Origin of the sequence: Arthrobacter sp. KN11-1C, from assembly GCF_052180225.1 — a bacterium.
Lineage (GTDB): Bacteria > Actinomycetota > Actinomycetes > Actinomycetales > Micrococcaceae > Arthrobacter.
In genome coordinates this window covers 211,550-238,548 of record NZ_CP197467.1, presented here as the reverse complement: position 1 = coordinate 238,548, position 26,999 = coordinate 211,550, and the positions used below count along the sequence as shown (strand labels likewise).

30 protein-coding genes are annotated in these 26,999 nt (G+C 64.0%); 11 read left to right on the top strand and 19 right to left on the bottom strand.

From position 1 onward, the window contains the following. Positions 1 to 12 precede the first annotated feature (12 nt). The 4 genes from ACSBOX_RS01170 (at position 13) to ACSBOX_RS01155 (ending at position 2,515) form a co-directional block, all read left to right on the top strand. A complete protein-coding gene (locus ACSBOX_RS01170) occupies positions 13 to 246 on the top strand; it encodes a helix-turn-helix transcriptional regulator (RefSeq protein WP_442544424.1) in 234 nt (77 codons plus the stop codon). Then, on the top strand, positions 243 to 1,454 hold the full coding sequence (locus ACSBOX_RS01165; protein ID WP_442544423.1) for a type II toxin-antitoxin system HipA family toxin: 1,212 nt from the start codon (positions 243 to 245) through the stop codon (positions 1,452 to 1,454). Before ACSBOX_RS01170 ends, ACSBOX_RS01165 begins: the two co-directional genes overlap by 4 nt. A gap of 171 nt (positions 1,455 to 1,625) precedes the next feature. Next, positions 1,626 to 1,772 carry a lmo0937 family membrane protein gene (locus ACSBOX_RS01160; RefSeq protein WP_442544422.1) on the top strand — a complete coding sequence of 49 codons (147 nt, stop codon included), beginning with the start codon at positions 1,626 to 1,628 and terminating at the stop codon, positions 1,770 to 1,772. A 164-nt stretch (positions 1,773 to 1,936) separates the two neighbouring features. Then, positions 1,937 to 2,515, top strand: coding sequence for a DUF1003 domain-containing protein (locus tag ACSBOX_RS01155; RefSeq protein ID WP_442544421.1), 579 nt, complete (start codon positions 1,937 to 1,939; stop codon positions 2,513 to 2,515). On the opposite strand, the gene ACSBOX_RS01150 is transcribed toward ACSBOX_RS01155, so the two are convergent. From ACSBOX_RS01150 to gluQRS, 4 genes are read right to left on the bottom strand one after another with little or no spacing between them, the layout of a single operon-like run. Beyond that, entirely contained in the window at positions 2,512 to 3,045 is a 534-nt protein-coding gene (locus ACSBOX_RS01150) for an HD domain-containing protein (RefSeq protein ID WP_442544420.1), read from the bottom strand. The two genes, ACSBOX_RS01155 and ACSBOX_RS01150, sit on opposite strands and share 4 nt — an antisense overlap. 8 nt (positions 3,046 to 3,053) lie before the next feature. After that, a complete protein-coding gene (locus tag ACSBOX_RS01145; protein ID WP_442544419.1) occupies positions 3,054 to 4,181 on the bottom strand; it encodes a serine hydrolase domain-containing protein in 1,128 nt (375 codons plus the stop codon). 9 nt (positions 4,182 to 4,190) lie between these two features. Beyond that, positions 4,191 to 5,207 (bottom strand): NADP-dependent oxidoreductase, encoded by a 1,017-nt coding sequence (locus ACSBOX_RS01140; RefSeq protein WP_442544418.1) that lies wholly within the window; start codon positions 5,205 to 5,207, stop codon positions 4,191 to 4,193. Then, positions 5,208 to 6,116: a tRNA glutamyl-Q(34) synthetase GluQRS gene (gene gluQRS / locus ACSBOX_RS01135; RefSeq protein WP_442544417.1), complete on the bottom strand. Its 909-nt coding sequence runs from the start codon at positions 6,114 to 6,116 to the stop codon at positions 5,208 to 5,210. 102 nt (positions 6,117 to 6,218) lie between these two features. On the opposite strand from gluQRS, the gene ACSBOX_RS01130 reads away from it, so the two are divergent. Next, positions 6,219 to 6,443 carry a hypothetical protein gene (locus tag ACSBOX_RS01130; protein WP_442544416.1) on the top strand — a complete coding sequence of 75 codons (225 nt, stop codon included), beginning with the start codon at positions 6,219 to 6,221 and terminating at the stop codon, positions 6,441 to 6,443. Positions 6,444 to 6,778: 335 nt separating this feature from the next. Here ACSBOX_RS01130 and ACSBOX_RS01125 read toward each other — a convergent pair whose 3' ends face one another. The 8 genes from ACSBOX_RS01125 to ACSBOX_RS01090 all read right to left on the bottom strand — a co-directional run bounded on the left by ACSBOX_RS01125 (position 6,779) and on the right by ACSBOX_RS01090 (position 14,441). Next, a complete protein-coding gene (locus tag ACSBOX_RS01125) occupies positions 6,779 to 7,369 on the bottom strand; it encodes a TetR/AcrR family transcriptional regulator (protein ID WP_442544415.1) in 591 nt (196 codons plus the stop codon). Positions 7,370 to 7,443: 74 nt separating this feature from the next. Next, on the bottom strand, positions 7,444 to 8,613 hold the full coding sequence (locus ACSBOX_RS01120; protein WP_442544414.1) for a pyridoxal phosphate-dependent aminotransferase: 1,170 nt from the start codon (positions 8,611 to 8,613) through the stop codon (positions 7,444 to 7,446). A 92-nt stretch (positions 8,614 to 8,705) separates the two neighbouring features. Further along, the gene (locus ACSBOX_RS01115; RefSeq protein WP_442544413.1) at positions 8,706 to 9,512 is read right to left on the bottom strand and encodes an SDR family oxidoreductase; all 807 of its coding nucleotides are present in this window, start codon (positions 9,510 to 9,512) and stop codon (positions 8,706 to 8,708) included. A gap of 112 nt (positions 9,513 to 9,624) precedes the next feature. Further along, entirely contained in the window at positions 9,625 to 10,662 is a 1,038-nt protein-coding gene (locus ACSBOX_RS01110; protein WP_442544412.1) for a biotin-dependent carboxyltransferase family protein, read from the bottom strand. Then, positions 10,649 to 11,440: a carboxyltransferase domain-containing protein gene (locus tag ACSBOX_RS01105; RefSeq protein ID WP_442544411.1), complete on the bottom strand. Its 792-nt coding sequence runs from the start codon at positions 11,438 to 11,440 to the stop codon at positions 10,649 to 10,651. The genes ACSBOX_RS01110 and ACSBOX_RS01105 overlap by 14 nt, the downstream gene beginning before the upstream one ends. A 46-nt stretch (positions 11,441 to 11,486) precedes the next feature. After that, entirely contained in the window at positions 11,487 to 12,290 is an 804-nt protein-coding gene (locus tag ACSBOX_RS01100; RefSeq protein ID WP_442544410.1) for a LamB/YcsF family protein, read from the bottom strand. A gap of 119 nt (positions 12,291 to 12,409) precedes the next feature. Further along, positions 12,410 to 13,759, bottom strand: a complete 1,350-nt coding sequence (locus ACSBOX_RS01095; protein WP_442544409.1) for an MFS transporter — start codon at positions 13,757 to 13,759, stop codon at positions 12,410 to 12,412. A 49-nt stretch (positions 13,760 to 13,808) separates the two neighbouring features. Next, a complete protein-coding gene (locus ACSBOX_RS01090) occupies positions 13,809 to 14,441 on the bottom strand; it encodes an RraA family protein (RefSeq protein WP_184741514.1) in 633 nt (210 codons plus the stop codon). A gap of 267 nt (positions 14,442 to 14,708) precedes the next feature. Here ACSBOX_RS01090 and ACSBOX_RS01085 point away from each other — a divergent pair, with 267 nt between their 5' ends. Continuing rightward, on the top strand, positions 14,709 to 15,176 hold the full coding sequence (locus ACSBOX_RS01085) for an Lrp/AsnC family transcriptional regulator (protein WP_442544408.1): 468 nt from the start codon (positions 14,709 to 14,711) through the stop codon (positions 15,174 to 15,176). Here ACSBOX_RS01085 and ACSBOX_RS01080 read toward each other — a convergent pair. Further along, a complete protein-coding gene (locus ACSBOX_RS01080) occupies positions 15,173 to 15,628 on the bottom strand; it encodes an Lrp/AsnC family transcriptional regulator (protein WP_415987028.1) in 456 nt (151 codons plus the stop codon). The genes ACSBOX_RS01085 and ACSBOX_RS01080 overlap by 4 nt on opposite strands. 103 nt (positions 15,629 to 15,731) lie before the next feature. Between ACSBOX_RS01080 and ACSBOX_RS01075 the strand changes: the two genes are divergently transcribed. Beyond that, on the top strand, positions 15,732 to 16,367 hold the full coding sequence (locus ACSBOX_RS01075) for a LysE family translocator (RefSeq protein WP_442544407.1): 636 nt from the start codon (positions 15,732 to 15,734) through the stop codon (positions 16,365 to 16,367). 59 nt (positions 16,368 to 16,426) lie between these two features. Then, positions 16,427 to 16,750, top strand: a complete 324-nt coding sequence (locus tag ACSBOX_RS01070; protein WP_442544406.1) for a hypothetical protein — start codon at positions 16,427 to 16,429, stop codon at positions 16,748 to 16,750. A 10-nt stretch (positions 16,751 to 16,760) separates the two neighbouring features. On the opposite strand, the gene ACSBOX_RS01065 is transcribed toward ACSBOX_RS01070, so the two are convergent. Continuing rightward, a complete protein-coding gene (locus ACSBOX_RS01065; protein WP_442544405.1) occupies positions 16,761 to 17,768 on the bottom strand; it encodes a hypothetical protein in 1,008 nt (335 codons plus the stop codon). Positions 17,769 to 17,954: 186 nt separating this feature from the next. Between ACSBOX_RS01065 and ACSBOX_RS01060 the strand changes: the two genes are divergently transcribed. Further along, on the top strand, positions 17,955 to 18,428 hold the full coding sequence (locus ACSBOX_RS01060) for a DUF4383 domain-containing protein (protein WP_284756060.1): 474 nt from the start codon (positions 17,955 to 17,957) through the stop codon (positions 18,426 to 18,428). Between the two features lie 150 nt (positions 18,429 to 18,578). On the opposite strand, the gene ACSBOX_RS01055 is transcribed toward ACSBOX_RS01060, so the two are convergent. The 5 genes from ACSBOX_RS01055 to ACSBOX_RS01035 all read right to left on the bottom strand — a co-directional run bounded on the left by ACSBOX_RS01055 (position 18,579) and on the right by ACSBOX_RS01035 (position 24,550). Next, positions 18,579 to 19,253, bottom strand: a complete 675-nt coding sequence (locus ACSBOX_RS01055) for a response regulator (RefSeq protein WP_442544404.1) — start codon at positions 19,251 to 19,253, stop codon at positions 18,579 to 18,581. Further along, positions 19,246 to 20,622: a sensor histidine kinase gene (locus ACSBOX_RS01050; protein ID WP_442544403.1), complete on the bottom strand. Its 1,377-nt coding sequence runs from the start codon at positions 20,620 to 20,622 to the stop codon at positions 19,246 to 19,248. The genes ACSBOX_RS01055 and ACSBOX_RS01050 overlap by 8 nt, the downstream gene beginning before the upstream one ends. A gap of 434 nt (positions 20,623 to 21,056) precedes the next feature. Continuing rightward, positions 21,057 to 22,250, bottom strand: coding sequence for an NAD(P)-dependent malic enzyme (locus ACSBOX_RS01045; RefSeq protein WP_442544402.1), 1,194 nt, complete (start codon positions 22,248 to 22,250; stop codon positions 21,057 to 21,059). Positions 22,251 to 22,488: 238 nt separating this feature from the next. Continuing rightward, entirely contained in the window at positions 22,489 to 23,091 is a 603-nt protein-coding gene (locus ACSBOX_RS01040) for a TetR/AcrR family transcriptional regulator (RefSeq protein WP_442544401.1), read from the bottom strand. Between the two features lie 121 nt (positions 23,092 to 23,212). Next, the gene (locus tag ACSBOX_RS01035; RefSeq protein ID WP_442544400.1) at positions 23,213 to 24,550 is read right to left on the bottom strand and encodes an MFS transporter; all 1,338 of its coding nucleotides are present in this window, start codon (positions 24,548 to 24,550) and stop codon (positions 23,213 to 23,215) included. 163 nt (positions 24,551 to 24,713) lie between these two features. Here ACSBOX_RS01035 and rraA point away from each other — a divergent pair, with 163 nt between their 5' ends. Then, on the top strand, positions 24,714 to 25,196 hold the full coding sequence (gene rraA, locus ACSBOX_RS01030) for a ribonuclease E activity regulator RraA (protein WP_442544399.1): 483 nt from the start codon (positions 24,714 to 24,716) through the stop codon (positions 25,194 to 25,196). 107 nt (positions 25,197 to 25,303) lie between these two features. After that, positions 25,304 to 26,956 carry an MDR family MFS transporter gene (locus ACSBOX_RS01025; RefSeq protein ID WP_442544398.1) on the top strand — a complete coding sequence of 551 codons (1,653 nt, stop codon included), beginning with the start codon at positions 25,304 to 25,306 and terminating at the stop codon, positions 26,954 to 26,956. Positions 26,957 to 26,999: the final 43 nt, after the last annotated feature.

The window sequence follows — 26,999 nt, the reverse complement described above, 5'->3', positions numbered from 1 at the left end:
TGAAGGATGGACATGTCCCCCAAGGAATTCACCGAGTCCCTGGGCGCCACGGTCCGTGCCCGCCGCGGTTCCCTCAGCCTGAGCCAGTCCGACCTCGCTGATCTCGCAGGAGTCTCGGAACGATTCGTCCGCTTCGTCGAGCAGGGGAAGACCACCGTCCAATTGGAACCACTCCTCGCGGTCCTCGGCACCCTGGGCCTTGAGCTCAGTGTGCAACCCGCGAGCAAAAAATCCAAGCCGTCATGACCTTCCACCGGATCGCCGACGTCTACAAGCAGGGCGTCCTGGCCGCGCGCATCGAGCGACATGAAGGCGGCACCAAGTTCAGCTACTTGCCGCGGTATCTCGACTCGGGCGGTCCGGCTGTCGCCACGACGCTCCCGCTGGCGAAAGACGCAGTATTCACCCCGAGCGGCGCGGTTCCGCCCTATTTCACGGGCCTGCTCCCGGAAGGCCGCCGCCTGAATTCCCTGCGACGCGCGGTCAAGGCCAGCGCCGACGACGAGCTCGCGCTCCTCATGGGCGCGGGCGGCGATGCGGTGGGAGATGTCCAGACCGTGCCCCACGGTGAGCCGCCCACGGAGGGAGGCTCCGCCGTCGTCCTCGATTCGAAGCTGCCGCTCGACTTCGATGCGCTGCTGGGCGATTCGGGACTCATCGATCCCGTGGCTCTGGCGGGTGTGCAGGACAAGTTGTCGGCCGGGATGATCTCCCTCCCGGTGGCGCAAGCGGGCAAGCGCTTCATCCTCAAACTCAATGCCCCGGAGTTCCCGTTCGTCGTGGAAAACGAGTTCCTGATGTACCGTTTTGCGCGGAAGCTGCGGATCCCGGTGAGCAGCGTGCAATTGGTGCACGACGTCGGCGGCCGGGCCGGGCTTCTCGTGGAGCGTTTCGATCGCCTCACCGGAGCCGACGGCACTCCCGTGCGTCTCGCCGTCGAGGACGGGGCCCAAGTGCTGGGACTCTATCCCGCGGACAAGTACAGCGTGCCGTTCGGCGAGGTTTGCGCAGCGTTGGCGGCGCACTGTTCCGCGCCCCTGCCGGCCTTGCGGAACCTCGCCATCCAGCTCGCGTTCGCCTGGCTCAGCGGCAACGGCGACCTCCACGCGAAGAACGTGTCGATGGTGCAGTCGAGGCCGGGGGTCCAGTCGCAGCAGGGCGAGTACACCATCGCGCCGGTATACGACATCCCCTCCACAGTGGTCTACGGGGACAAGACCCTCGCGCTGGGAATCGGCGGCAAGAAGAGCGGAATCTCCCGGAAGCACTTCCTTGCCTGGGCCGCGAAACTCGGGCTGACGGAGCGCGCGGCGGAGGGAGTACTGGAACTCGCGCTCAAGGCTTCGGGGCCGCTCATCACAGAGCTCGACGCCGGCGCCTCGCCATTCGGGCCGCTGCAGACGAGGGATTGGGTCAAGGAGCTCAGGCATCGGCGAAGGTTGATGGGCGGGTAAAAGTCCATGCCTCGGGCCATCAAAACGGAATCCGGCTATCGCTTATTGACAAGCCGTTAACACGAACCCGATCCTGGCATAAAGTGAGGGCACCAAGCGATATCTGCGCAGGCCGCAGGGCAGCCGGGCGCAGAATCAGCATTTCCATTCGCAGACAAAAGGGAGATTCTCATGTTGCTTTGGATAGCCATCATTATCGCGGTTCTCTGGCTTCTCGGATTTATCGGAAACATCGGCGGCGGGCTCATTCACATCCTTTTGGTTATTGCCGTGATCGTCCTGATCTTCCACTTCCTCCGGGGAAGATCCCGCGCGTAAATACGAACCGGTCTTCCGCCATGCGGGCCGGGACAGGGCAATGCCCTGTTCCGGCACTGCGCCGGAACGTGCCCGAACGTTCGATCCTAGGTTCGCGCGCATGGCAACGCTAGGCTCGCTCTCAGAGGCGAGATGGGCTCGCCGCGAGCCAAGGGATTGAACGTATGGCACAGCAGGTCGAACAGCAATCGACATCCACCACCGCCACTCTTCCGCATTCACGCTCATACTTGAGACCCACACGGCTGCTCTCCCAAAGCGAGCGGTCAAAGCTCCACCCATCAGTGCTGGCGGAGGCCGAGCGCCGGGCGGCAAGCATTCAGCTTCGAGTAGCGGATGCAATCACGGCCTTCGCCGGATCGATGAACTTCGTCTACCTGCACATATTGCTCTTCGCTGTGTGGATGCTCGTGTTCGAGCAGAGTCCGTGGCCGACGTTGACGCTGATCGTCTCGTTGGAAGCGATCTTCCTCTCGACTTTCGTCATGATCGGACAGAACCGTCAAGCGGCCTTCCAGCAGGTGAAGGCGGACCATGACTACAACGCCCAGGAGCAACTGCTCCAGGAGAACACCGACCTGACGCGTGCGATCCACGAGCTCACCGCCCAGATCCACGAGCGGATCCACGCGGAAGACACCGCGTCCCCGACCCGGGAGGCGGCGCCCGCTGTCAGCCCGCGGCAGGATGACCCGACGGCGGCCGTGGACCGGCGAGACCTGCCTACCGACCCTCTGGCCTAGTCCGCCAAGCTGTCCATCTCGGAGAGCAGATCCGGGTTGATGCGCTGCAGGACCAGATGGATTTCTCCCCGCGGGACGGCCTTGTAGAGCACTTCCCGGGCGTCTGCGTAGCGCGTGGTAGGTGCCTTGTCCGGCCATTTCTCGGCGAGCGCCCGCACGCGTTCCGGCACCGAATTGTGCGCGTTGCAGGCGATCTTGACCAGGGTGGCGTCATGGTCCCGTGCGATGTGCAGGACCACGGCTTCGTCGTTGTCCGAGTCGTCTTGGAAGCGGCGCGTTACGCGTTCGATGATGGCCACGGCACGCTCTGAAACACCCATATCGAGCAACGCCTGCTTGGTAATGGGTGTGTCCTTGGCGATGTCGTGCAGATAGCCCGCAATCCGGATGTCGTCATCGAAATCGGCGAGCGCATCCCCTACTGCGAGCACATGCTCGCGGTAGGGCCGCTTCAGCTTGTCCTTCTGGCGATTGTGCGCCACTTCGGCAAGGACCATGGCTGTTTCAACGGTGAATCTGGGTTCGGTCATGCTTCATCCTACTGAGCCAGTTCGGTGACTGCTTTCCGCACGGCGGCGCTCAGTTCGAGGTTCCGGCATCCGGCTCCGCCCGGCTCGGCCTGCTGCGGCACGTATCCGAAGGCGAGTTCGTACACAGGATCGGCGAACCCCAAAGATGCGCTGGCGCCGTCGTGCCCGAACGCCCGGTAGCTGCCGTACGGCGAGCGCGCATGCGATTTCATGAACACGGTGCCAAAGCAGCTCGTTTCGCCGAACACTCGGTCGATGCCGAAGACCTGCTCGGCCGAGACGGCCTGGATGGTCTCCTCGCTGAGGAGGGGCGCGACGGCGGGTCGGTCGCCGTCGGCGGCAAGTCCCGTGAGTGCCGCAGCGTAAACGCGGGCCATGCCTTCGGCGCTGGCGACTCCGGCGGCGGAACTCAGGCCGGCTGCGCGGACCTCGCGGATGTTGGGCAGGTCGAGGATCTCCCCGACCGACGAGTTTACCGAAAGGCCGAAGTGGCTGGCGGGATCGATCCACGGCTGGGAGGGGTCTGTGGCCCAACGAAGGGTGGCGTAGCGGGGCACCTCGGACTCTGGCAGTCCCAGGAAGAAATGGGCGCCCGTGACCGAGCGGATCCGCTGTTCGTAGATTTCCTGGAGGGTGGACCCCGTGATCCTGCGGCAGAGCTCCTCCATGAAGACCCCGATGGTCAGGGCGTGGTACCCGAAGGCGCTCCCGGGCTTCCACAGCGGCCGCATTTGAGCGAGTTTGGCGGCGGCCAGCTCGGAGTTGTTGTATTCCGTGAGGGTGAGTCCGCCTTCGGCCCCCAGAAGCCCGGCCTGGTGGGAGAGCAGCTGGGCCACGGTAATCGTGGCCTTTCCTTCGGCGCCGAATTCCGGCCAGTACTTGACCACTTCGGCGTCGAGGTCCAGGAAGCCGTCCTGGACCAGCAGCGCGATGACCAGCCCGGCTACTCCCTTGGAGCAGGAGAAGACTCCGGTGACGGAATCCGGTCGGCGGTGCGGGCCGCCGCTGATGTCCAACACCTTGACGCCGCGGTGGTAGGCCGCGAGCTGGGCTGAATATTCCGGGTCCTCGTTGAGGAAACGGCCAAAGAGTTCGGCGACCGGTTCGAATCCAGGGGCAATCGTCTGTGCATCCACCCGGACAGCCTAGCTTCCCCGAGTGTCCATGGTCACCACGATCTTGCCCTTGGCGCGTCCCTGCTCCAGCGCGGCGAAAGCATCGGCGATCTTTTCGAGCGGATAGCTGCTGTCCACCACGGGTTGCAGTTTCCCCTCGGAAACGAGGCGTGACAGGAATTTCAGGTCCTCGCCGCTCGGGTGCATGAAAAGGTAGCGATACCGGACGTTTGCTTCGCGGGCACGCCTCCGGATTCCGAGGCTGATCGCCCAGAACAGCGCGGTCATCCACGCCGGGGCCGCAAGGTCCTTCAATGCCGTCTGCGGTTCGGGCATCCCGGCGATGCTGACCACCTTCGATCCCGGCTTGAGGATCTTGAACGTCTGATCCAGCGTCTCCCCGCCCACGAGATCGAGCGCGGCGTCGAAGCCGCTGAGCACTTCGGCCACGTTTTCCTTCGTGTAGTCGACGACGGCGTCCGCCCCGAGCCGCCGTACCAACTCTTCTCCGCGGGGAGACGCAGTGGTGGTCACCTCGGCCCCAAAGTATTTGGCCAGTTGGATGGCGAGGGTGCCAACGCCGCCTGCGCCTCCGGAGATGAACAGCCTCGTCCCCGGCTTGACGTTGAGCTCGTCCCGCAGTGCCTGCAACGCGGTGAGGCCGGCCAGGGGAAGGCTCGCGGCCTCGGTGTAGCTAAGCGACCGGGGCATGAGCGCCACGAGGTCCTCGTTGACGGCCGCGTGCTCGGCAAAGGCGCCCAGCAGGGTCTTGTCCACGCGGGCAAACACCCGGTCTCCCGTGGCAAAGCGGGTGACACCCGGGCCGACCGCTTCCACGATCCCTGCCAGTTCACTTCCGGCCACCAAGGGCAGCCTGGGCCTGGTGATCACGCGGACTGCACCTTCGCGCTGCTTGTAGTCCACGGGATTGAGCCCTGCAGCAAATACCTTGACCAGGACCTCGCCCGGACCGGCAATCGGCTTGGGGACGTTCCGCAGCTCCATTGCGTCGGCGCCGCCGTAGCGGGTCAGCACATAGGCGAGCACTTAGGCCCCTTTCCGGAGGGTTGATTGCTGAATGCCATTCCATATCCATGGCCCGTGTGGCAACCGGGCCGGATCAAATCTATCCAAGGCCTCGCCAAGCGGCCCTCCCGGCAAGCCGAGCGATTCCAGGATCACGTCCCGCACCTCTCCGGCAGACAGCCCGACGGCGGCAAGCTCGCCCAGCGTCACCGCACCGTCGCGCTTGGCCAGGCGGGCGCCGTCGCGATTCAGTACCAAGGGGACGTGGGCGTACTCCGGAACGAGCAAGCCCAACAAGGAGGCCAAATAGGCTTGGCGGGGCGTGGAGGACAGGAGGTCGTCTCCGCGGACCACTTGGTCCACGCCTCGCTCCGCGTCATCCACCACCACGGCCAGATTGTAGGCAGTGACGCCGTCGTTCCGACGCAGCACAAAGTCGTCCACGACGCCTGTATAGGATCCGTGCAGCTTGTCTTCCACAGTCCATTCATGCTTTGCGGAGCGGAGCCGGATCGCGGCTGGGCGGGAGGCCCGCCGGATCTCAAGCTCCGCCGTCGAAAGGTTCCTGCACGTTCCCGGGTAGGCGCCTTGCGGCGCGTGCGGGGCGGACGGCGCGTCCTGGATCTCGCGCCGCGTGCAGAAGCATTCATACGTCAGTCCGGCGTCGGCGAGCCGGGCGATCGCGTCGTTGTACAGTCGGGAGCGGTCCGTCTGGCGGACGACGGCGCCATCCCACTTCACGCCGATTGCTTCGAGGTCGCGGAGCTGGACTTCCTCGGCACCGGCCCGCGCGCGGTCGAGATCCTCGACGCGCAGCAGGAAGCTCCGGCCCGTGGAACGCGCGAAGAGCCACGCGAGCATGGCTGTGCGCAGATTGCCCACGTGGAGCTCGCCGGAGGGGCTTGGAGCGAAGCGGCCAGCGGAAGTCATGGCACAAGACTATGCGCCGCCGAGCACGCCTGCAGGATTCCGGCACGGGTGCGGGCAATTGGGAGAATTGGGTACCTTTAGTTTCCAAAGAGAGGACCAACATTGAGCTCAACTCGAGTCAAGGCGACGGTTTCCTTCTGGAAAGCCGAAGAAGGTTGGGGCGAACTTATTCTTCCCGACGGGAAGAAATGCTTCGCGCATTTCTCGGTCGTCGAGCAATCAGGCGGATACAGGTCCCTCAATGCCGGCGATCTGGTGGGGGTCGAGTGGACCGCCGCCTCCCAAGATGAATACGCCTTTGTCGCGGTGTCGATTCAGCCTCTGTGAGAGCACAGCCCGGGCAGCACAAGAGCCCCTCAGCTACCGCAACGCGTTCGGTGGCTCAGGGGCTCTTGCCGTGGTGCCGGCCGCCTTTGATAGCGGGGCCGGCGGGGTGCGGAAAGACGATGCGTGAACAAGAGTCAATCAGCGGCTGCGTCTTTGCGGGACGGTGTTTCGGGTGGCCGGGTGGTGTACCGGGGGATCCGTAGCCTGCGGGGTCCGGCGGTAGCCGATCCCCTTCGTTGCCACTATTTCAACAGGAACACTACAACTGGCGCAATGGACTCAATCGACACTGGTCAATCTGACTAATTGCCCATCAGAAGACGAGCAGCAGATGGTCACTTTGCCGAAGTCGGCTCGGCAGCGGCCCAGGCGGCCATCGCTCCACGAAGCGCAGCACAAAGCTTGGTGGACACTTGGTCCTTGTCCATGCCGACCGTGTTGAGCAGATCGAAAATTTCCCGGGGGTCGAAGAGGATGTTCCACAGGAACATGGCTTCGTCTCCGAGAGGCGGGAGGCCGAGTTCCTCACAGGCCTCGCGGAGTGGCCGCTCCAAAGCCTCGGCCTGGATGGTCAGGTAGTACGCGCCGGAGCGAAGACGGGCCAAGTACCCCTCACCGGAACGGGTATGGACCATGGAACCGCCATGCTTGATGACGAGGCCCACCCAGTGCCGGCTGACACTCTCCAGCAGCTCCACCCCGGACGAGGTCTGGGCAACGCTGAAATCGCGCAGCTTCTCGCCAACACCAAAACGGAACGCGGCCAGCACGTCTTCCACAGAGGCGAAATGCCGATACGCAGTTGCGGGAGAGATCTCGGCTTCACGGGCGATGTCCGTCATGCTCACCGGACCCTTGGCCTTGGCGAAGAGCTTCCCGGCGGCCCGCACCAGCTGGCGGCGGTTGCGTTGGGTGTCGCTGCGCATGGGCGCCCCCTTCCGTGTCAGATTCCAGCGTAGCGCCTGAGCGGCAGTCGCTACGCTGGCCACGTCTGCCACACTCACCGGAGCTCGGCCAGTCCGGCAGCCAAGCGCTCCACGCCGGCGGTGATCGCCTGTGAGCTGGCGGCGTAGGACAGGCGCAGGTGGAACTCGCCGTTCCGGCCGAACTCGCTGCCGGGACGGACCGCCACGCCGTGGTTGCGGAGGTGGGCCACCATCGCGGCCGCCGGCAGCTCGGCGTCGTACTTGGGGAAAAGGTAGAACGCGCCTTCAGGCGAGCTGACCGAAAGACCCGGAATCTGCTGGAGACCGTTCGCCATAAGCTCCCTGCGCAACGCATAGGAGGCGTGCATGCGTTCGATGTCCGGTCCGCAGGTCTTCAGGGCGGTAAGGGCCGCGTATTGCACGGCCTGGTTCATGGAACCGTTGAAGGTGTTGTGGACCCGGGCTGCGGAAGCGATGACGTCTGCCGGGCCCCAGAGGTAGCCGACGCGCCAGCCCGTCATCGCGTAGCTCTTCGAGAAGGTCTGGCAGTAGATGGTGCGGCCGGCCAACGCCCCGATTTCCAGCGCGGAGGTGAAGGGTTCGGGCGTGTAGACCAGATCGCTGTAGGCCTCGTCGGAAAGGATTAAGGTGTCGGTTCCGGCGACCATGTCGGCGAGGGCTTCGAGTTCGCGGCGGGAGTGCACGATGCCGGTCGGGTTGGACGGGTTGCAGAAGACGAACATCCGGGCGCCTTCAAGCGCGGTGGCCAATGCTTCGAGGTCCCAGTGCAGGTCATCGGCCAACGGCACCGGCACTGTGATGCCCCCGGCCATGCTGACGAGGTCCGCGTACAGGGAATAGGTAGGGTCCGGGATGACCACTTTGTCGCCCGGGTTGACGATACCAAGGATCGCCGCGGACAAGCCGGCCGTGCCGCCCTGCGTGATGAGCACGTCGCCGGGGCTGGCCACTCCGCCGAGGAGCTGGCCGATACGGGCAGCCAGCTCCTCGCGAAGCACCAGCTCGCCGAGCAACGGCGAGTAGTGGGTGAAGCCGTCCTCGAGGGCACGGGCGGCTGCTGCTCGAACCTGGGCCGGCGTGTCGAAATCCGGCTCGCCCATCGCCAAGGAGACAAGGTCACCTTTGGATTGGGGCTGCTGTACGCGCAGCGATGTGCGCTGGATGCGCTGCACCGCCTCGGAGGGCTGGAAATCGGCGACGGCGGTGACTGGCTCGAGTGTCATGAGGGTCCTGATCTGGGTGGTAGCTGAGGTTGTTTTGGGGGCGGGTAACTTGGCAGCGGTCCGGGAGGACGGCACGTACAGTCGGCGTGGTTTCATCGCTGCGGCGCCTCGGTGGCTTGCTCGGCGGGGGCTCCGGCCCAGCGGCTGATCTCGATGTCCCCTGACGTGTCCCGCTGGAGCGTGGGGGCGATGACCAATTCCTGGACGACGGTGCGCTGGGGCAGCGTCGCCACGAGATGGATGGCCCGGGCCACATCTTCGGGCTGCACCATGGCATCGCGCTCCTCCGTGCGAGGCGGGCGGGCGCGGTTGTCCAAGATGGGCGTCGCCGTTTCACCGGGCAGGATGGTCACCGCGCGCAACCCGTCGTTGCGGAAGGTGTTGTGAAGGTACGTCATGAAGTTCCGGACGGCCGCCTTGGCCGCGCCGTACGCGGCGCCGCCAAGAAGGTTGGGGTTCACCGCGGCGAGCGAAGAGACGGTGATGATGGTTCCGGTCTTGCGGCTCAGCATGTCGGGAAGGACCGCCTGGCTGAGCAGGTAGACGGCGTTGAGGTTGACGTCCAGGACGTCATTCCATTCCTGCTGGCTGATCCAGCGGACGTTGAGGACCTTGCTGGCACTGCCGGCGTTGTTGATGAGGATGTCTACCTGGCCAAGATTCCCGTGGACCCAATCCAGCAGCGCGTCTACGTCGGCTTTGGAAGTGATATCGGCGGCCCGGGCAACAGCACGGCCACCGGCGGCAACGATTTCCGCGGCGAGTTCCTGCAGTACGTCTTCACGTCGACCCACCAACACCACAGCGGCACCCTCGGCCGCCAGCAGGGCCGCCGTCGAGCGTCCCATGCCGGTACCGGCACCGGTGATGATCGCGAGCTTGCCGTCCAGAAGTCCCATGGTTTCAGTTCCTTGCGTTTTAGTGTGAATCATTTGAGATGACGATCACATATGAGAAGAGTTTCGCATTTCAGAAGATGCTGGTCAAGTGTTTTTCTTCGGGGACCACGAGTCACGCGGCAGCGGGACTCGGCGAGGGAGCCGCGGAACTTGCGTATAGGGGGAGCCCGACGGCGGCAAACAAGCTCCGCACGCGCTCTTCCAGGTGTGCCAAACCGCGCTGCTGTTCCCGGTATTGCTCCACGGCTTCGGCGTTGCTGATCCAACGGAAGGTCATCTTCCGACCGGGGCTGGCCTGGCCCAACGTGGACAACGAAGCCTTGGCGGCCACTGCCACAATGGGGTAGCCGGCGGTCAGCGTCCTTGAGCGGCCCAGGATAATGAGCTCATCGCCATGCGGGATTTCGAATGCGCCAATTGGGACTCCGTGGGACACGATTTCCCCGAGTCCCTCCGGATGCACCACGGGCCCGTCCAATCGCAGGCCCACATGGTTGGATTTGGCCCCGACGGTGTAGTGGCTGGAGCTGAGCAGTTTCCGGATGCCGGGCGTCCGGTCCGTTTCAGGGCCGTCGACGACGTCGATAGTCCATACCTCGGGGCTGAAGTCGGGCACGGGAACTGGAAGCCGGAACAGGGGCTGGGTCAGGAACGGGTGAGTGAATCCGCGGTACCGGCTGTGGAGGGTGAGCGTCTGGCCTGGGGCGAGTTGTTGGGGGAAGCCCATGCGGGATTCCGGCGCGGCGCTGCCCATGAAGCGGGCGGTTTCCAGTTCGCCGCTGAAGGCCAGGTAATTCCGCATGCCGCCACTGGCCTTGGCAATCACAACTCGGGCTCCGGCAGGAAGACAAAGCGGCTCCCACATGGCCACCGCGTCGCCATTCACTGTGACTTCGGCGGGTACCCCGGTCACGGCGCACATCACGTCGTGCGTGGCCGTGAACGCGAACCGTCCGCCCATGATTTCCAGGCACGTGGCCTTCCGGGTGTTGCCGACAAGGATGTTCGCCGCGGCAGCGGAGTGCTGATCCGCCGCGCCTCCACAAGGGACGCCCATGAACTCGGAATTCTCGCGGCCCAGGTCCTGGAAGGTCGACAACCATCCGGCTTCGCTTACTTTGACGCTGATCGCCCGTTCAGGGAAGGTCACGTTCGCCTCCTTCCGGCCCGTCCGAGCCAGCGTCGTCCGAAGCACGCAGGAATTGTCCTTCAAGCCGCGGCCATTCGCGCTCCGGCACCACCTCGAAACGCACCAAATCCCCCGGTTTATAGGAAGTGGCCGGATCTTTCCGGATGTCGCAAATGGTGAACGGCGTCCTGCCGATCACCTTCCAGCCGCTCGGCCCGGGGAACGGCTGGATGATCGCGTTGGTACCTGCAACCATCACGGACCCGGGTTCCACGTTGGTGCGCGGCTCGACGCAGCGGCTGACCTGGTCCGGGAACCGCACACCGCCCATCATGGGGGCCATGGCCGCGGCCAACAGATTGATGGTCAGCACCGACGACTGGAACTCCTGCAGCACCGCTTCCGGACTCAGCCCCAACTCCTCGGCCACGCCCGGAAGGTCCGGGGAGAATTCCTCGCTGACCACCATCGGGATGACAAAAAGAGATTGCGAAGCACTGGGAGCACCCGAGTCCAGACCGTTGCCGGCAACCGCCAAGCGGATGGTCTGGGCCAATTGTTCGTGGGTGACGGCCAGGCAATCGAACTCGACCAACAAGGACTCGACGCCGGCCACGATGTTGACCACCCCATACGGCCGCACCTCCAGCAGCACGTCGCGGAGCCGGCTGGCCGCCGCCCGACGGAGGTCGCCGTCGTCGTTCTTGACCCGGAGCATGAGGGCTGAGTCGCCGAACGGCTCGGCTTCCAATTCGGGCGGGTGGTGCAGCCGCTCCGCGGGTGCTGTGTGCGTGGTCATGAGTCCTGCTCGGTGGTGCGGGTGATGGATCCGTGGTTGCTCAGCTTCAGACCGTGGCGAGCCGGGCCTTTTCGGCGAGGACTTCCTGGAGGCCTGTGGCTTTGATGCCCGCTTTGTCGAGGGCCGCACGCAGCGCGGTGCCGTTCTCCAGGACCTGCGGGTGGTCGCCATGGAGGAGCACGACGTCGGCATCATGGCCGAGCGGGACCACCTTGCCAGTGACGGCGCGGACGGTCCCTTCGGTGACCACCTGGACCACGCGGCGGCCGATCTCCTCGGGGTCGTGCAGGAGTGCGCCTTCGCTGTTGCGGGAGACGGGCATGCCGTCTTCGCCATAGCCGCGGTCCGCCAGGAAGACGTAGCCCACTTGGAGGCCGCGCTTGCGGGATTCGTCGGCCAGGAGGCCGTTCTGGCAGATCACGATGTAGGAGGGGTCGTAGGCCTTGATGGCGTCCGTGATGGCGCGGGCGTGCTTGGCGTCGGTCTGGGCGATGCTACCCATCCGGCCGTGCGGTGCTACGTGGCTGATCTTGCCGCCGTGGATGCGAGCGAACGCGTCCAGGGCGCCGATCTGGTAGAGGACGTCGGTACGGATTTCTTCTTCACTGGCTTCGATGAGGCGGCGGCCAAATCCCACAAGGTCCGGATACCCAGGGTGGGCGCCGAGTTCAATGCCGCGCTCCACGCATGCTTTGACGGTGGCATCCATGACCCTCGGATCGCCGGCGTGGAAACCGCACGCGATATTGGAAGCGGTGACGAGACCAAGCAGTGCGTCGTCGTCGCCGATCGTGTAGTTGCCGTAGCTTTCGCCGAGGTCTGCGACGACGGCGACTGAATTGATGCTCAAAGTGGCTCCTGCTTTTGTTCCTGGTTAGGAGGTTCGGTTGTCTTGCTGAGGGTTCGACGGCGGCGGCTGCCGTTTCGGTGGCTGGCGGCCGCCGCCGTCGGGGTTCTGGTGGTCCGGTACTAGTGAGTCTGCAGGGGCTGGCCCTTGGTTTCTTTCAGGAAGTAGACCGAGACGAGCGTGATGATGGCTGTGCCGATCGAGGCGTAGGCGGGAACCATGCTGTTGCCTGTGGCCTTGATGAGTTCCGTCATGACGAGCGGGGCGCTGCCGCCGAAGATGATGGTGCTGATGCTGAAGCCGATGCTGTATGCGCTGTAGCGGACAGTGGTGGGGAACATTTCGGTCAGCACGGTGTGGACGACCGCGGCGTGGCCGGAGAACGCGATAGCCATCACGATCGTGGCAACGCAGGCCAGCAGCATGTTGCCTGTGGTGATCATGGCGAACATCGGGTACGAAACCACGGCCATGAGCACGGCGGAGAGGGCCAACACGGGCTTGCGTCCGATGCGATCGGACAAGCGGGCCATGAGCGGGATCGAGATGATGATGGCCACCAGGCTGACGGCAGTCACGAGGAGAGCTTGGAGCATAGTGAAGTTGTTGCCCGAGCCGAGCTGGGTTTTCAGGTACGTCGGCATGTAGGCGAACAGGAGGTAGTAGCCGGGGCCGTTCAGTGCCGGGAGGAAAATGGTCAGGGCGATGGCCTTGAGGTGGCGCTTGGAGGTGAAGACGGTGCGCAGCGGGTTGCGTTCCACCTCGTTGCGCTCACGGAGTGCCGCAAAGTGGGGGGTGTCTTCCATCTTGGAGCGGATGTAGAAGCCGACGTAGCCGAGGGGCAGGGCGAAGAGGAACGGGATGCGCCAGGCCCAGGACTGCATGGTCGAGTCGCCGAGGGTGGTGATGAGGCCGGCGGAGAGGGCGCTACCGAAAAGCAGTGCGCAGAAGGAGCCGACCGCGATGAAGCTCATGGAGTAGTTGCGGTGCTTGTTGTGGGCGTATTCGCCCACAAAGGCCATGGCGCCTGCCACTTCGCCGCCAGCGGAGAAGCCCTGGAGGATGCGGAACAGGATCAGCAAGGCCGGAGCGGCCCAGAAGATGACCGAGTACGACGGGATCAAGCCGATGCAGGCGGTGGCCCCGGAGATGAGGAGCAGGAGGACGGCGAGCAGGTTCTTGCGGCCCAGCCTGTCACCCAGGAAACCACAGATGACGCTGCCAAAGGGGCGGGCAAGGAAGCTCACCAGGAAGCCGACGTTGGTCAGGAGCAGGGAGCCGACGTCTTTGGAACCCATGATGTTCATGGCCAGGTACGTCGTCAGCAGGCCGTAGATGCCGTAGTCGTACCATTCCACGAAGGAACCCATGGTGCCGGCAAAGGTTGCCTTGCGCACCATCCTGCCGTCAGCGGTTACGACTTTGATTTGAGCGGTATTCAGTTCCACTGAGTCCGTCGATTGCTTTGTCATGGTGGGTGCTTTCAGTCTATGAGGGGGCTGGGGTGGGAGAAAGCGCTGTTCAGCTGTATTCGCGGGTTATTTCCGCGGTCATCTCGGCCTCGTGCGCGGCCACGGCGATGACTCGTTCCAGGATTTCGGCGGCACGGGCCTGGGGGATGATGACCACTCCGTCGTCATCGGCGGCGACAATGTCGCCCGCCGAGCAGACGATGCCGCCGATTGCTACGGGTTCGCCGATGACTCCCGGGCCGTTCTTGAACGGCCCGGCAGGGGTGACACCCCGGGCAAAGACGGGGAACTTGATTTCGGTGATGGTGGCGCGGTCCCGGATGTAGCCATCGATGACGGCTCCGGTGGCACCGGCGGCTTCGAAGCGCTGGGACAGTTGCTCGCCCACCAGCGCACGGTGTTCGTGGCCGAAGCCGTTGATCACCACCACATCACCGGGCTGGATGTAGTTCAGCGCTTCGATGACGGCGGCGTTGTCTCCGGCGGCACCGAGGACGGGAAGGGCCGAGCCGACGCAGCGGGCACCTTCCCAGACCGGGCTGATTCCGCCGTCGACGATTCCGAGCCGCTCCATGGCGTCACCGATGTTTGCCACGGGGAACGCTTCGAACGCGCGGACCAGTTCGCGGGGCGGCCGGGTCCAGGATGCGGTGCGGACGGTCAGTTCGAGTGTTGTTGCCATTTTCTTCGCCTTTGGTTTCTTCCCAAGAGCCGGCGCTTCGGGCGTCGATCGTCTTGAGACTTCAATCACATATGAGAAGAGTTTCGCGTTTTAAATTCACGCCGTCAAGGGTTTCCCGTTACGGGCATGTAAATGATTCGCAACCATGGTCCGCGGGTGACCTGATCCCGATGGCGGGCCGCTCGGCAGGGATTGTGCGGGAGAATGGGATCCGGCTGGACATTCTGACCAGTCAGACCTTCGGCGACTAGGCAGAAAGCGGCAGCGATGCAGGAATTGGATTCAACGGACAAGCGCATCCTGGCCGCGCTCGACGACGACCCCAGGGTGCCGATCATGGTCCTCGCCCAGCGCTTGGGGCTGGCCCGCGGGACCGTGCAGTCGCGCCTTGAGCGCATGTCGGCGTCGGGCGCTTTGCGTCCGAACAGCAGCCGCGTGTTGCCGTCCGCGCTGGGCCGCGGCGTTGCGGCCGCCGTGAGCGCGGAGCTGGATCAGAGCCGGCTGAACGAGGCGATCGCGGCCCTGCGCGACATCCCCGAAGTACTCGAATGCCATGCGCCGGCCGGCGACACGGACCTCATCATCCGCGTGGTCGCCACAAGCCCGGACGATCTATACCGGGTGTCCGAAGAGATCAGGCTATGCCCGGGAATCGTGCGCACATCGACGAGCATGTTCCTGCGCGAGGTGATTCCGTACCGGACGACAGGGCTGCTGGAATCCCCGCCAACCTAAACCGGCGGTCCGGCGTTCGACTTCAGGTTCTTCATCACCAACGTCGAATTGAGGCGCTCGACGGCGGGAAGCGCCGAGAGCTGGTCGTCGTAAAAGCGCTGGTAGGCCGGGAGATCGACGGCGATCACGCGGAGAAGGTAGTCCGGCGAGCCGAAGAGCCGCTGGGCTTCGACGATATTCGGAATGGCCGCCACACGGTCTTCGAACTCCGACATCGTGGTGCGGTCAGCCTGGCGCAGGGTCACGAAGACTATCGCCTCGAAACCCAAGCCAATCGCACCCGGATCGATGTCCGCCCTGTACCCCCGGATGACGCCGGAAGCCTCGAGATCCCGCAGCCTGCGATGGCAAGGAGCCACGGTCAATCCCACCTTGGCTGCGAGCGCAGTGGCAGTCATTCGGCCATCCTCTTTGAGGTGGCGCAAAATAGTTCTATCGATTCCATCAATCACGCAAATATCTTACCGAGACTGCGGCAGGTCTGGCTAAAAATGGGAACACTTATGGGCCGATTTTCCATAAAGTTCATGGTGTAACCCCCAGCCAGGAGCCCCCATGAACCCCCAGCTTTTCCTCGCCTTCGTCATTGTCGCCGTCACCCTGGCGTGCACCCCGGGCGTCGATTGGGCGTATTCGATCGCGGCGGGCCTGCGGCAGCGCAGCTTCCTCCCCGCCGTGGCCGGCCTATGCAGCGGCTACGTGCTGCACACGGCCCTGCTGGTGGCCGGACTCGCGGCCCTCCTGACAGGCGTGCCCGGGCTTCTCGGCTGGCTGACGATCGGAGGTGCGGGCTACTTGCTCTGGCTCGGCGTGAACACCATGCGCTCGTGGCGAGGCGCGAGCTTCAGTGCGGATGACGCCGTCGGGCAGTCCCGAAACCAATTGCGCACCTTCCTGCAAGGCATGGGCACAAGCGGCATCAACCCCAAGGGCTTGCTGTTCTTCCTTGCGCTGGTGCCGCAATTCGTGAGCCCGGAAGCGTCGTTGCCGGTCCCGGTGCAGTCAGGCGTGCTCGGCCTCACGTTCGTCTTGTTCGCGGGCATCATCTATACCGCGGTGGCCCTGACCTCGCGGAAGCTGCTGCAGTCCCGGCCTTCCGCCGCACGCGTGGTGACCCTTGCGAGCGGCATCATCATGGTGGGGCTCGGGGCTGTCCTGCTGAGCGAACAGCTCCTTCGGATGCTCGGGTGACGCTGCCGATGCTCTGATGGCTCTGGTGTTCTTCGGCGGGGCAGCCTATCGTCGGCTTCATGTCCGATGACTTTTCAGCTCTCGTGGAGGCCTTCAAGAAGGTCGGCGTATCGAGGGCGTACGGCCCTCCCCTGCAGATCGCCGGAGAAGAACTGATCCCGGTGGCTCTGGTGTCCTTTGGATTCGGAGGAGGCGGCGATGGAGGCAATGCTGCGGGCGGTGGTGGGGGCGGGTTCGTGCTCCCCGTCGGGGTCTATGGCCGCAACGCCAGCGGACGCGTGGCTTTCCAGCCGAACACCGTGGTGGTCCTGGCCATGGTGCTCCCGGTTGTCGCCGTCGCGGGGGTCTCCATTCGTGGAGCGCTCCGCGCGCTTCGGGCTTAGCCGCCCTGCGTTAGTCGTCCGGTTCGCCGAAGTCCTTGTTCCACATTCGGCGCACCTCGATGTCCTTGCGGATACCATCGACGGCGTCCAGCTCGGTCACTTCCGGCTTGCCTTGCTTCCGACGCACAACCACCCTTGGCACGGGAGGCCGCGGGTTGGGCCGGCGCCTGACCTCAAGCTTCGACAGCGCCCGGTCCGTGAGAGCGTCATTGCGCAAGGCGAGGCTTGTCTTCTTCCTCCGGAGCACCTCGACCAGAGCGGCCTGTGCCGCCTCGCGCTCCCCCAATACCCTGAGCGACTGCGCACGTATCAGCAGGAGCGCAGCCGAGAGGTCGTCCGTGTTGCGGAGCCCCTCAGTCCAGGCGACGACGTCGGCGTGCCGCTCGAGCGCCGCCGCTGCGGTGCAGCGGGCCAAGGCGGAAGGCAACGACGGCGGGAGGCTGGCCAGCGTGTCCAGCGCTTTCGCCGTCTGGCCCGTCTCCCGGAAGCAATGCGAGAGGGCGAGGAACACGGATTCCTCGCTGAACAGGACGGGGACGTCAATCCGCTCCGCCACCTCGATCCGCGTCACCACCCGGCGAAGGTAACTTGTGGAGAACTGGCTTGCGGCGTCGTCGATCCGAATGGACAAGCCCCGCTGCAGGAGTTCCGACGCCCGGAGATATCCTCCGTGCTTGTACACCAGCAGCCCGGCAATCACGTAGCAGAGGCCAGCCCAGCCGGGGTAGCTGCGCGCCAGGGTGAGGAGGCGGTCCGGTTCAGTGCTGGTAAAGACCGCGTCGTACACCGATTTGGCGGTCTTGCCGGCCAGCCGTTTGAGCCTCGGAACATCTCCGGCGACGTCGATCCGGCCTGCGGCCTTTCCTTTCAGGACTCCCCAAATCGCTCCGCTCAGGCCCTCAGCCAATCCACCTACCGATGTGCGGACATGTCCGTTCCGGAATGGCGTGATGTCCCTGGTGTCGCCGAAAATCGCTCCGCGCACTCCGGGAGCCGATGGCTCACTCACTGTAGCCACACATCGGAGGATAAAGCGTCGCAGAATCGGGCATCACAGAACCATGCTAGCTGCGCTTGTCCCGGCCCCTCCCCTCTATTTCAGGGGTTTTCGGGAGTATGATATCCCCGTCGGCAGGGTTCCGACTCCTTGCCGCGATACGGCCCTCCATTTGAAGGGCCGATGGAATCGTGATCGGGAGGAGCTATGACTACTGCTTCACACCCCGCGCAGCACCACCACGTGATGGGGCTGACGCTGCACAACACAGCACTGGTTTTGGGCTGGGTTTTCCTGGCTGTTGGCGTCTTGGGATTTATCCCGGGCATCACCAGCAATTACGGCGCCATGGCCTTCGCAGGACATGACTCGGGCGCCATGCTTCTTGGAGTCTTCCAAGTATCCGTCCTGCACAACATTGTCCATTTGCTGTTCGGCGCAGCAGGCCTGTACTTCGCGAGGACCGGAAGGATGGCGCGCGGTTACCTGATCGGTGGCGGCGCAATCTACCTCGTCCTGTGGATCTACGGTCTCATCACCATGTCGAGCATGAGCGCTGACTTCGTGCCCATGAACGCCGCGGACGACTGGCTGCACCTGGTTCTCGGTGTCGTCATGGTTGCCCTTGGCATTTGGCTTGGACGTGACGTAAGAGAGGAGTCGAAGGGCCGCGCCATGTAGCGCCCCCTGACTCTGCAGCACTCTCCAGCAACACGACGGCGGCCGTCCCTTGCGGGGCGGCCGTCGCCTTTGCGTCCAAGTTGCCGGCGTCAAACCCTCCATCACATATGCTCGCCCAACCGCCGACGCTCGCTCACATATGGCATCCTTTCAGCCCAGTAGGCGATGTTCGTAGGCAAAGGCCACGAGCTGGAGCCTTGTGCGCAGCCCGAGCTTGCTGAGCACACTGCGCAGGTGGGATTTCACGGTGGCCTCGGAGACGAACAGGCTCTGCGCCATCTCGGCGTTTCCCAGCCCTTTGGCCGCAAGCAGGAATACATCCCGCTCGCGTGGCGACAGCGCGTCCATCACGGTGAGGTCCGGCCCGGCCACCGGCACCGTCCTCGCTGCGTGTTGGAAAAGCTCGTGGACAGAACCAGGCGCGATCACCGAATATCCGGAATACACCGTCCTGATCGCGGCCAGTAGGAATTCCGGCTCGGCGCTTTTGAGCAGGTATCCGCTGGCGCCCGCTTGGACAGCCTCGACAACTGCCTGATCCCTGTTGAAGGTGGTCAGGGCAATGATCTTTGGCTTGTCCGCACCGGCCGCACCGGCTTCCTCCGTGATGCGGCGCGTGGCCTCCACCCCATCCAGCACGGGCATCCGAAGGTCCATCAGCATGACGTCCGGCCGCTGCTTGGCCGCGAGCGCTACGGCTTGCTCGCCGTCGTCGGCCTCCCAAGCCATGTCCATGTCCGATTGGCTCTGCACCAGCATGCGGATACCGGAACGGAACAGTGGTTGGTCGTCCACCAAAGCAACCGTGATGGGTGCTTCAGCCACGTCCGACGCTTTCCCGCTCAGGGCCCGACGACGGCGACGCGCCCTCGAGGGCCAGCGCCGGCTCCTGCTCCAGCCCCTTGGCGGACGCAACATCTTCCTCTGCTTCATTTTGCGGAAGGAGCGGCGCCGGACGCGAGCCATAAGGAATGAAGACCGTCACGCGGAACTGCTCGCCGTCGGGCCCGGAACTGAGCCAGCCGCCGGCGAGGTGCGCACGCTCGCGCATTCCCGGGATCCCGCGCCCCACACGCTCGGCCATACCGCCGTCGTCCGTCCCCCCAATCGAAACGGACGCCGGCAATTCCGAAGCGACGTGCATGGTCAGCCCTGGGCCGCTCCAGTCGAAATGAAGGCGCACGGCCGTGCCGCGTCCACCGTGCTTGAGGGCGTTCGTGAGGCATTCCTGGACAATCCGGAATACCGCGAGTTGCTGGCCCGCGCCAAGGTCCACCGGGGTTCCGGTTTCGCTCTGCTGGACTTTGAGACTCCCCTGACGCATCCGCTCCACAAGAGGCCCGACGTCGGTGAGCCGGGGCTGCGGGGCCACCAGACCGTCGTCGCGCACTCCCTCAATGACGCGCTGGGCGTCCACCAAAGCGTGGCGGGCGGATACCGCGATGTTCTCCAAGGCGTCGAGCACCGCTTTGGGTTGGTCCTGGCTGAGATAGCGGGTGCCGTCAGCTTGCGCGGCGATCACTGCGAGCGAGTGCGCCAAGACGTCGTGAAGGTCGCGGGCGATCCGCGTGCGCTCCTGCTCCACCACCAGCTCGACCTCGGTCTCCTTGAGGTTCGCCTGGACGAGATTCCGCGCTTTGAAGAGACTTCCGCGTTCCTCGTAAAGGCGCAACGCGATCCCGACGGCAGCACAGCCGGCGGCGATCATGAAGAGTATCGAGAAAATCTGCCAGCCGTAGTAGCTCAAATTAAAGCGGTCACCGAAAGGCATTCGCGGGAACCAACCGACGCCCCAGCCGTATCGCCATGACGCCATCAAAACAGTCATGCCTGCAGCGAACACAGCGTTGGATGCCCCGGCTATGACTCGTTGCCTGCTGGATCCGGTCCACAGCATGAATGACAGTGCAATGAATGAACCGATGTAGATCGCCCAATGATCGTCCCAAGGCGGGGGAATGACATGAGTCAATTGACCAAACAGAAGGATGGCCGTGAACCCGAGCGACACATAAGGCTTCCACGTCGCTACTCCAATCGCCAACGTAATTAGGACGATCATCCAGGCTCCGGGCCAATAGCTGAGCCACCACGTCCCGATCCTTCCCGCTTCCGCCACGCACCACAGCGTGAAGAAAATGACGGCCGCCGCAGGGGCGCCCCAATGCCGTGCAACTTTCAGTGTCTTTTCCATGTCAGCCACCCTATCCACGGCCAAGCACGCGACGACGCCGATTCTGCCCTCAAGCGTCCGATCTCCACCCGCAAGCCAGCGGATTCATCCTCGGAGCCAAAGTGAGATGTGAGCGAGCGTTTGGGGAAACGGCCCCAAACGTGAGCGAGCGTTTGGGGAAACGCCGGCAAACGTGAGCGAGCGTTTATGGAAACACCGGCAAAGGTGAGCGAGCGTTTGGGGAAACACCGGCAAAGGTGAGCGAGCGTTTGGGGAGACGCCGGCATAGGTGAGCGAGCGTTCGTTCAACTGGCCCCAGACGTGAGCGGGCGTTTATGGAAACGGCCCCAAACGTGAGCGAGCGTTTGGGAACGACGGCGGATCAAAAGAACGACGGCGACCCTCCCCAGCACGGGAGGGTCGCCGTCGTCGGCCCTTCGGGTATTGCGCGCGGGCTATTCAGCCGCCGCGGCAACCGCGGCGGTAACCGCCGGGGCAACACGGGGATCCAGCGGGCTCGGCACGATGTAATCGGCGGAGAGTTCTTCCTCGGCGAGGGCGGCGATGGCGCGTGCCGCCGCGATCTTCATGGCCGGGGTGATCCGACGTGCGCCGGCGTCCAAGGCTCCGCGGAAGATTCCGGGGAAGGCCAGGACGTTGTTGATCTGGTTCGGGAAGTCGCTACGGCCCGTGGCCACGACGGCCGCGTATTTGACGGCGACCTCGGGCAGGACTTCCGGGTCCGGGTTGGACAGCGCGAACACGATCGAATCCTGGCTCATGAGCTTCAAGTGCTCCTCGGCCAGCTTGGACGAGGAAACGCCGATGAACACGTCGGCCCCGTCCAGGGCCTCCGCGGGTCCGCCGGAAAGGCCGCGGGGGTTGGTGCGCTGGGCAAAGCGGGCCTTGACGCTGCCTGAGTCGGCCACGAGGTCGGCGCGCTCGGCGTTGATGATCCCCTTGGAATCCAGGAGGACAACGTCCTTGACGCCCGCGGTCAGCAGGATCTCGGAGACGGCGATGCCCGCGGCGCCCGCACCGGAGACCACGACTTTAAGTCCTTCAAGTTCGCGGCCGGTCACTTTTGCGGCATTGGTCAGGGCTGCGAGAACCACGACGGCGGTGCCGTGCTGGTCATCGTGCATGACGGGGCAGTCGAGGGCTTCGATGAGGCGCTCTTCGAGTTCGAAGCAGCGGGGCGCGGAGATGTCTTCGAGGTTCACGGCGCCGAAGCTCGGACGCAAACGGACCAGGGTCTCGATGATTTCGTCCACGTTGGTGGTGTTGAGGACCAAGGGGATGGAGTCGAGATCGCCGAAGGCCTTGAACAGCGCCGATTTTCCTTCCATGACCGGGAGGGAGGCGCTGGGTCCGATGTCGCCCAGGCCCAGGACCGCGGTGCCGTCGCTGACGACCACCACGAGGCGCTCGACCCATGTGTGCGTGCGTGCAAGCTCAGGGTTGGCGTGGATCGCGCGGCTCACCTCGGCGACGCCGGGGGTGTAAGCGATGGAAAGGTCGCGCTTGTTCAGGAGCGGCACGGTGCTGGAAACGGAGAGCTTGCCGCCTTCGTGGGCGGCGAAGATTTCCTCTTCGCTCAGCGCCAGGGCAGTCAGATTCTGTTCAGGGGTGATGGTCTCGACGGACACGTCGTTGTCTCCTCAGGCTAGCCGTGAACCCACGGCACAATTCGGGCAGGTATAGAGGCTTCGGTGCCGGACCAAGGGTGGCTGGTCCGTGCTGTGAAACTCCTGCGGATATGGGCTGCTAGCCGCTTGGGTCCTGTCTTCGTAGACAGAGGCTTGATAGGAGCCTAAAGACACCCGGACATAAACTCATACTTTTGGTCGTAGTGGTCTAGACCAATTACGCGGGTTCCTGGAAAGACTACGCGTCCGCGATCAGCTTGCAGGCGTTCTTGAGATCCTTCTCGGCGTCGAAAAGTGAGAGTCGGCGGCAGTTGACGGACTGGACCAGACCACTGATGACGTGGAGGAGAATCCGGGCCCGCGCCGCGTCACCGATCGCGGCAGCCACCATCTCGGCGGAAAGCGCTTCGATATCGCGCAAGACTACGGGGATGTCGCCGTCGCGGGTGTCCCACGTGCGGGACAGGCAGTGTTCGACGGCGGGTTGCATAACCCGCATGTGGAAGATCTCCATCCCGAGACCCGTCAGTTCCTGCTGGCTGCACCTCGAAGATGCCGGCTTGGAGTCGTTGAGTTCACGGAGTTGCTGCCGGTAGACGGCGAGCATCAGATGGACCGTGGACGGAAAGTAGCGGTAGAGCGTCCCAAGCGGAACATGGGCCCTGGTGGATACGTCCGAAAGGCTCACGGTATCGAACTGCCGCTGGGCGAATCCGGCGGCAGTCTTCAGTATCCGGGCGTAGCGCAATAGCTGTCTCGGGGTGGTGGGAGCAGCCGCCATTTGGGGCAACCCCGCGGCCAGATCCAGCGAATACGGTTCCAAGGAGTTCGGTTCGGACATTTCCGGCGTTCTGTTGGTTTGGGCTTCGTTCTGGGAGCTTGCGCGGCCCCCCATAGACCGAGCGCGTCCTGACAATGATACGGCAGCAAGTTGTCAGTTCCCTGATAACGGATTCCCGGAACTACGCGACGCCCTTGATCTTCACGACGAATACGGCGCCCAACAAACCGATGGCGGCCGCGGCCACGTACAGCGAGACGTAGCCGCCCCAGAACACAACGAAAAAGGAAGCAATCGCCGGCACCATCACCTGCGGCAGAGAGTTGGCGATGTTGATTACCCCAAGGTCCCGGCCGCGGTCCAGGGCTGCCGGCAGCACTTGGGAGATGAGTGCGAAATCGACCGCGAGGTACGCGCCAAAGCCGATGCCGAGCACCACGGCACCCGCGATGGCCCCCGTCCATGTGGGTTCGAAAGCGAGGATCAACGCAGCTATCGAAATGACGATGGAGGAGGCAATGACCAACGGCTTGCGCTTGCCCATGCGGTCGCTGATGGCACCACCGACCACACTGGTGATGATCACCATGACGGCATAGAGACCTGTCAGGATGAGGACGCCGAACTCAGGCTTGATTCCCTGCGTTTCCTCGAGGTGCACGGCATCCTTGAGGAAGAACAGCAAGTACAACGTGACCATGTGGTTGCCGACGTTGACCAGGAACCGGGTCAACCAGGCCCACGCGAAGTCCGGGTACTTGATAGGCGAGATCCAAAAGCCCTTGACGAATGTCCAGAGTTTGAACGGTGGCCTGGCTTCGGGAACGAGGGGCATGTCGCCGTTCTTGAAAAGATAGAGCACGACGCCGGCCAACAGCGCGGCAGCGCACACGATGTAGCCGAGGGCAAAGTTCCCGGAAACCACGGAAGCGATCACCGCGCCCGCGAGAATGCCCACGGTCTGCCCCATAGCCGCAAGCCCGCCCACGGCGCCGCGCTGAGGAACTGGTACTCGATCCGGAATAGCAGCAGTGATGGCCGCATAGGCTCCGTTGCAGCCGGCCTGGACAAGGCACCACAGAACGGTCATGACCGCCACATTGGGAGCGCCCGCCAGGGCCACCAGGGCTGCGGTGCCGAGGATGGCACCGAAGAGCACCCACGGAACGCGTCGCCCATGGCGGGACGTGGTGCGATCGCTGAACGCTCCGAAAAGGGGATTCGCCACCATCGATACAGCAGCGCCGCATCCCGTAACGAGCGCAAGGATGGCTTCCTTCTGGCCTTCGTCAAAGTGGATGGCCTGCTGTCCGAGCAGCACCTGGAGAGGACCGAAGAAGGCGGCGTTGATGCCCACATTGACGAGTACCACTCCGGTGACCCACAGCGAGCGGACGCGTTCCACGGGCTCGGCGAGCGCCGACGTCGGGCCTGCCTGCAACCCCGCTGGAACCGTTACGAGGGCAGGATCCGCCACCGGTCTCTCAGGCAGTGAACCGGGCAGATCGGACGGGCTCATGACGGTTCTCCCCTGGCGTCTGGACGTGTGGATTCAGCCTAGCGCCGAGGGAGCCAGCTCGTCTGTCATGAAAGCGCGTATGTGGACAACCGGCCCGTCCGGGACCCGCCGAGGCAAGTCCGCGCACGTTAGGGTAACTCCAACGGACCGAGGAGGATCAACGATGAACAGCCCAGCGAACCCCATCAACACCGCCGATCTCTACGACGAGCGTGCCGAGGATGTTGAGTCGATCTCACTGCAGTTCCAGGACCTCGGCGGCGTCTCGCACTTCAACGGCCCCGTCCGCACCATCAAATGCTTTGAGGACAATGCCTTGGTGAAAGCCGTTCTGGCGACCCCCGGCGAAGGCGCAGTGCTGGTGGTGGACGGCTACGGCTCGCTGCGCACGGCCCTCATGGGGGACATGATCGCCGAGAGCGCCGTCGCGAACGGCTGGTCCGGCGTCGTGATCAACGGGGCCATCCGCGATCGTATGGCGATCGCGAAGCTGCCTCTGGGCGTCAAGGCACTCGGAAGCAACCCCAAGAAAAGCTCCAAAGTGGGCCGCGGCGAAGTGGACATCGCCCTGGTGATTGACGGAGTCCACATCGAACCTGGCAACCTGATCTACTGCGATCCTGACGGGATTCTCGTCGAGCGGTGACATTTTTCTCGCCAATCGGGTAAGACAGGGAATACAGGAGCGATTAGGATAGTTACTGAAAGCAACTATCCTGCTTAGTCCCCTTTTCATCCACCCTTGGAGAAGCAATGTCCAAAGCCACGCCTGTGCGGGCCGCCGGAGAGGTCCTGACACACCGCCAGACACTCACCGTCATGGTGGGCCTCATGCTCGGCATGTTCCTGTCCTCCCTGGACCAGACCATCGTGTCCACGTCCATTTACACCATCGCCAACGACCTCGACGGCTTGTCCCTGCAGGCCTGGGCCACCACTGCCTACCTCATCACGTCCACGGTAACCACCCCGCTGTACGGCAAGCTCAGCGACATCTTCGGCCGCCGCCCGCTGTACCTGGCCGCGATCCTGATCTTCCTCGCGGGCTCCCTGTACGCCGGTTCCGTGCACTCCATGACAGAGCTCGCCATCGCCCGCGGCATCCAGGGTATGGGCGCCGGCGGTCTGCTGGCCCTCGCGCTGACCATCATCGGCGACATCGTTGCCCTGAAGGATCGTGCAAAGTACCAGGGCTACTTCATGTCCGTCTTCGGCGTTTCCTCGGTCCTCGGGCCCGTGGTCGGCGGTGCTTTCGCAGGCTCGGCCAACATTCTCGGCTTCGACGGCTGGCGCTGGGTCTTCTTCATCAACCTGCCCATCGGCCTGGCCGCGCTGGCCGTGGTGTTCTTCTTCCTGCACCTGCCTGCGAAGCACGTCAAGCAGAAGATCGACTACTGGGGCGCAGGAGCCATCACGCTGGCGATCGTCCCGCTGCTGCTCGTGGCCGAACAAGGCCGCAGCTGGGGCTGGACCTCCGGCAACTCGTGGATCTGCTACGGGCTTGGCGTCATCGGCATCATCGCGTTCCTGCTGGTTGAGCGGCGTGCCGGGGACTACGCGCTGATCCCCCTGCGGCTCTTCGGGAACATCACGTTCGGTTTGTCTTCCCTGCTGAACTTCATCATCGGTATCGGCATGTTCGGGGCCATCGCGATGCTCCCGATGTACCTCCAGCTGGTCAAGGGCCTCACCCCCACCGAGGCCGGCCTCATGATGATCACCTTCACGGTGGGCATCCTCTTCGGTTCCATTACAGCGGGACGTACCATCTCGTCGTCGGGCGTTTTCCGGATCTTCCCGGTCCTCGGCACGGGCATCCTGACCGCGGCAGCCATCGTCATGGGCCTGTCCCTCGGCGTGGACACCGGACTCTGGGTTCCCGGCCTGATCGCCGTGTTCTTCGGCATGGGCCTGGGCTTCTGCATGCAGCCGCTTACTTTGGCCATGCAGGTCTCCGTGCCGTCGAAGGACATGGGCGTCGGCACGTCAACCGCGGCGTTCTTCCGGTCCATGGGCGGTGCCGTGGGTACCGCCGTGTTCATCTCGATGCTCTTCAGCCTGGCCGCCGACAAGATCGCCTCGGGCATGAAGGACGCCATGGGCAGCGCCGATTACCTCAAGGTGCTCAAAGATCCCGCGGTTGCTGCGGATCCCGCCAACGCCAAGCTCTACGACTTCTTCAAGAACGGCGCCACGAACGATTCGCTGAACGACACCAGCTGGCTGCACCACGCCAACCCGGCGCTCACACGGCCCATCCTTGAAGGCTTCGCACAGTCGATCGACACCGTGATGCTGACCGCTGCTGCCCTCACCGGCCTCGCGTTCCTCATCACGTTCGCGTTGCCGAACAAGAAGCTGACGGATCCGAAGACGGCTGCGAAAGAGTCCGTTTCGGCCCACTAGGTTAGATCTCGAACCGCGTCACGGCAGGCAGTCTTTTGGACTG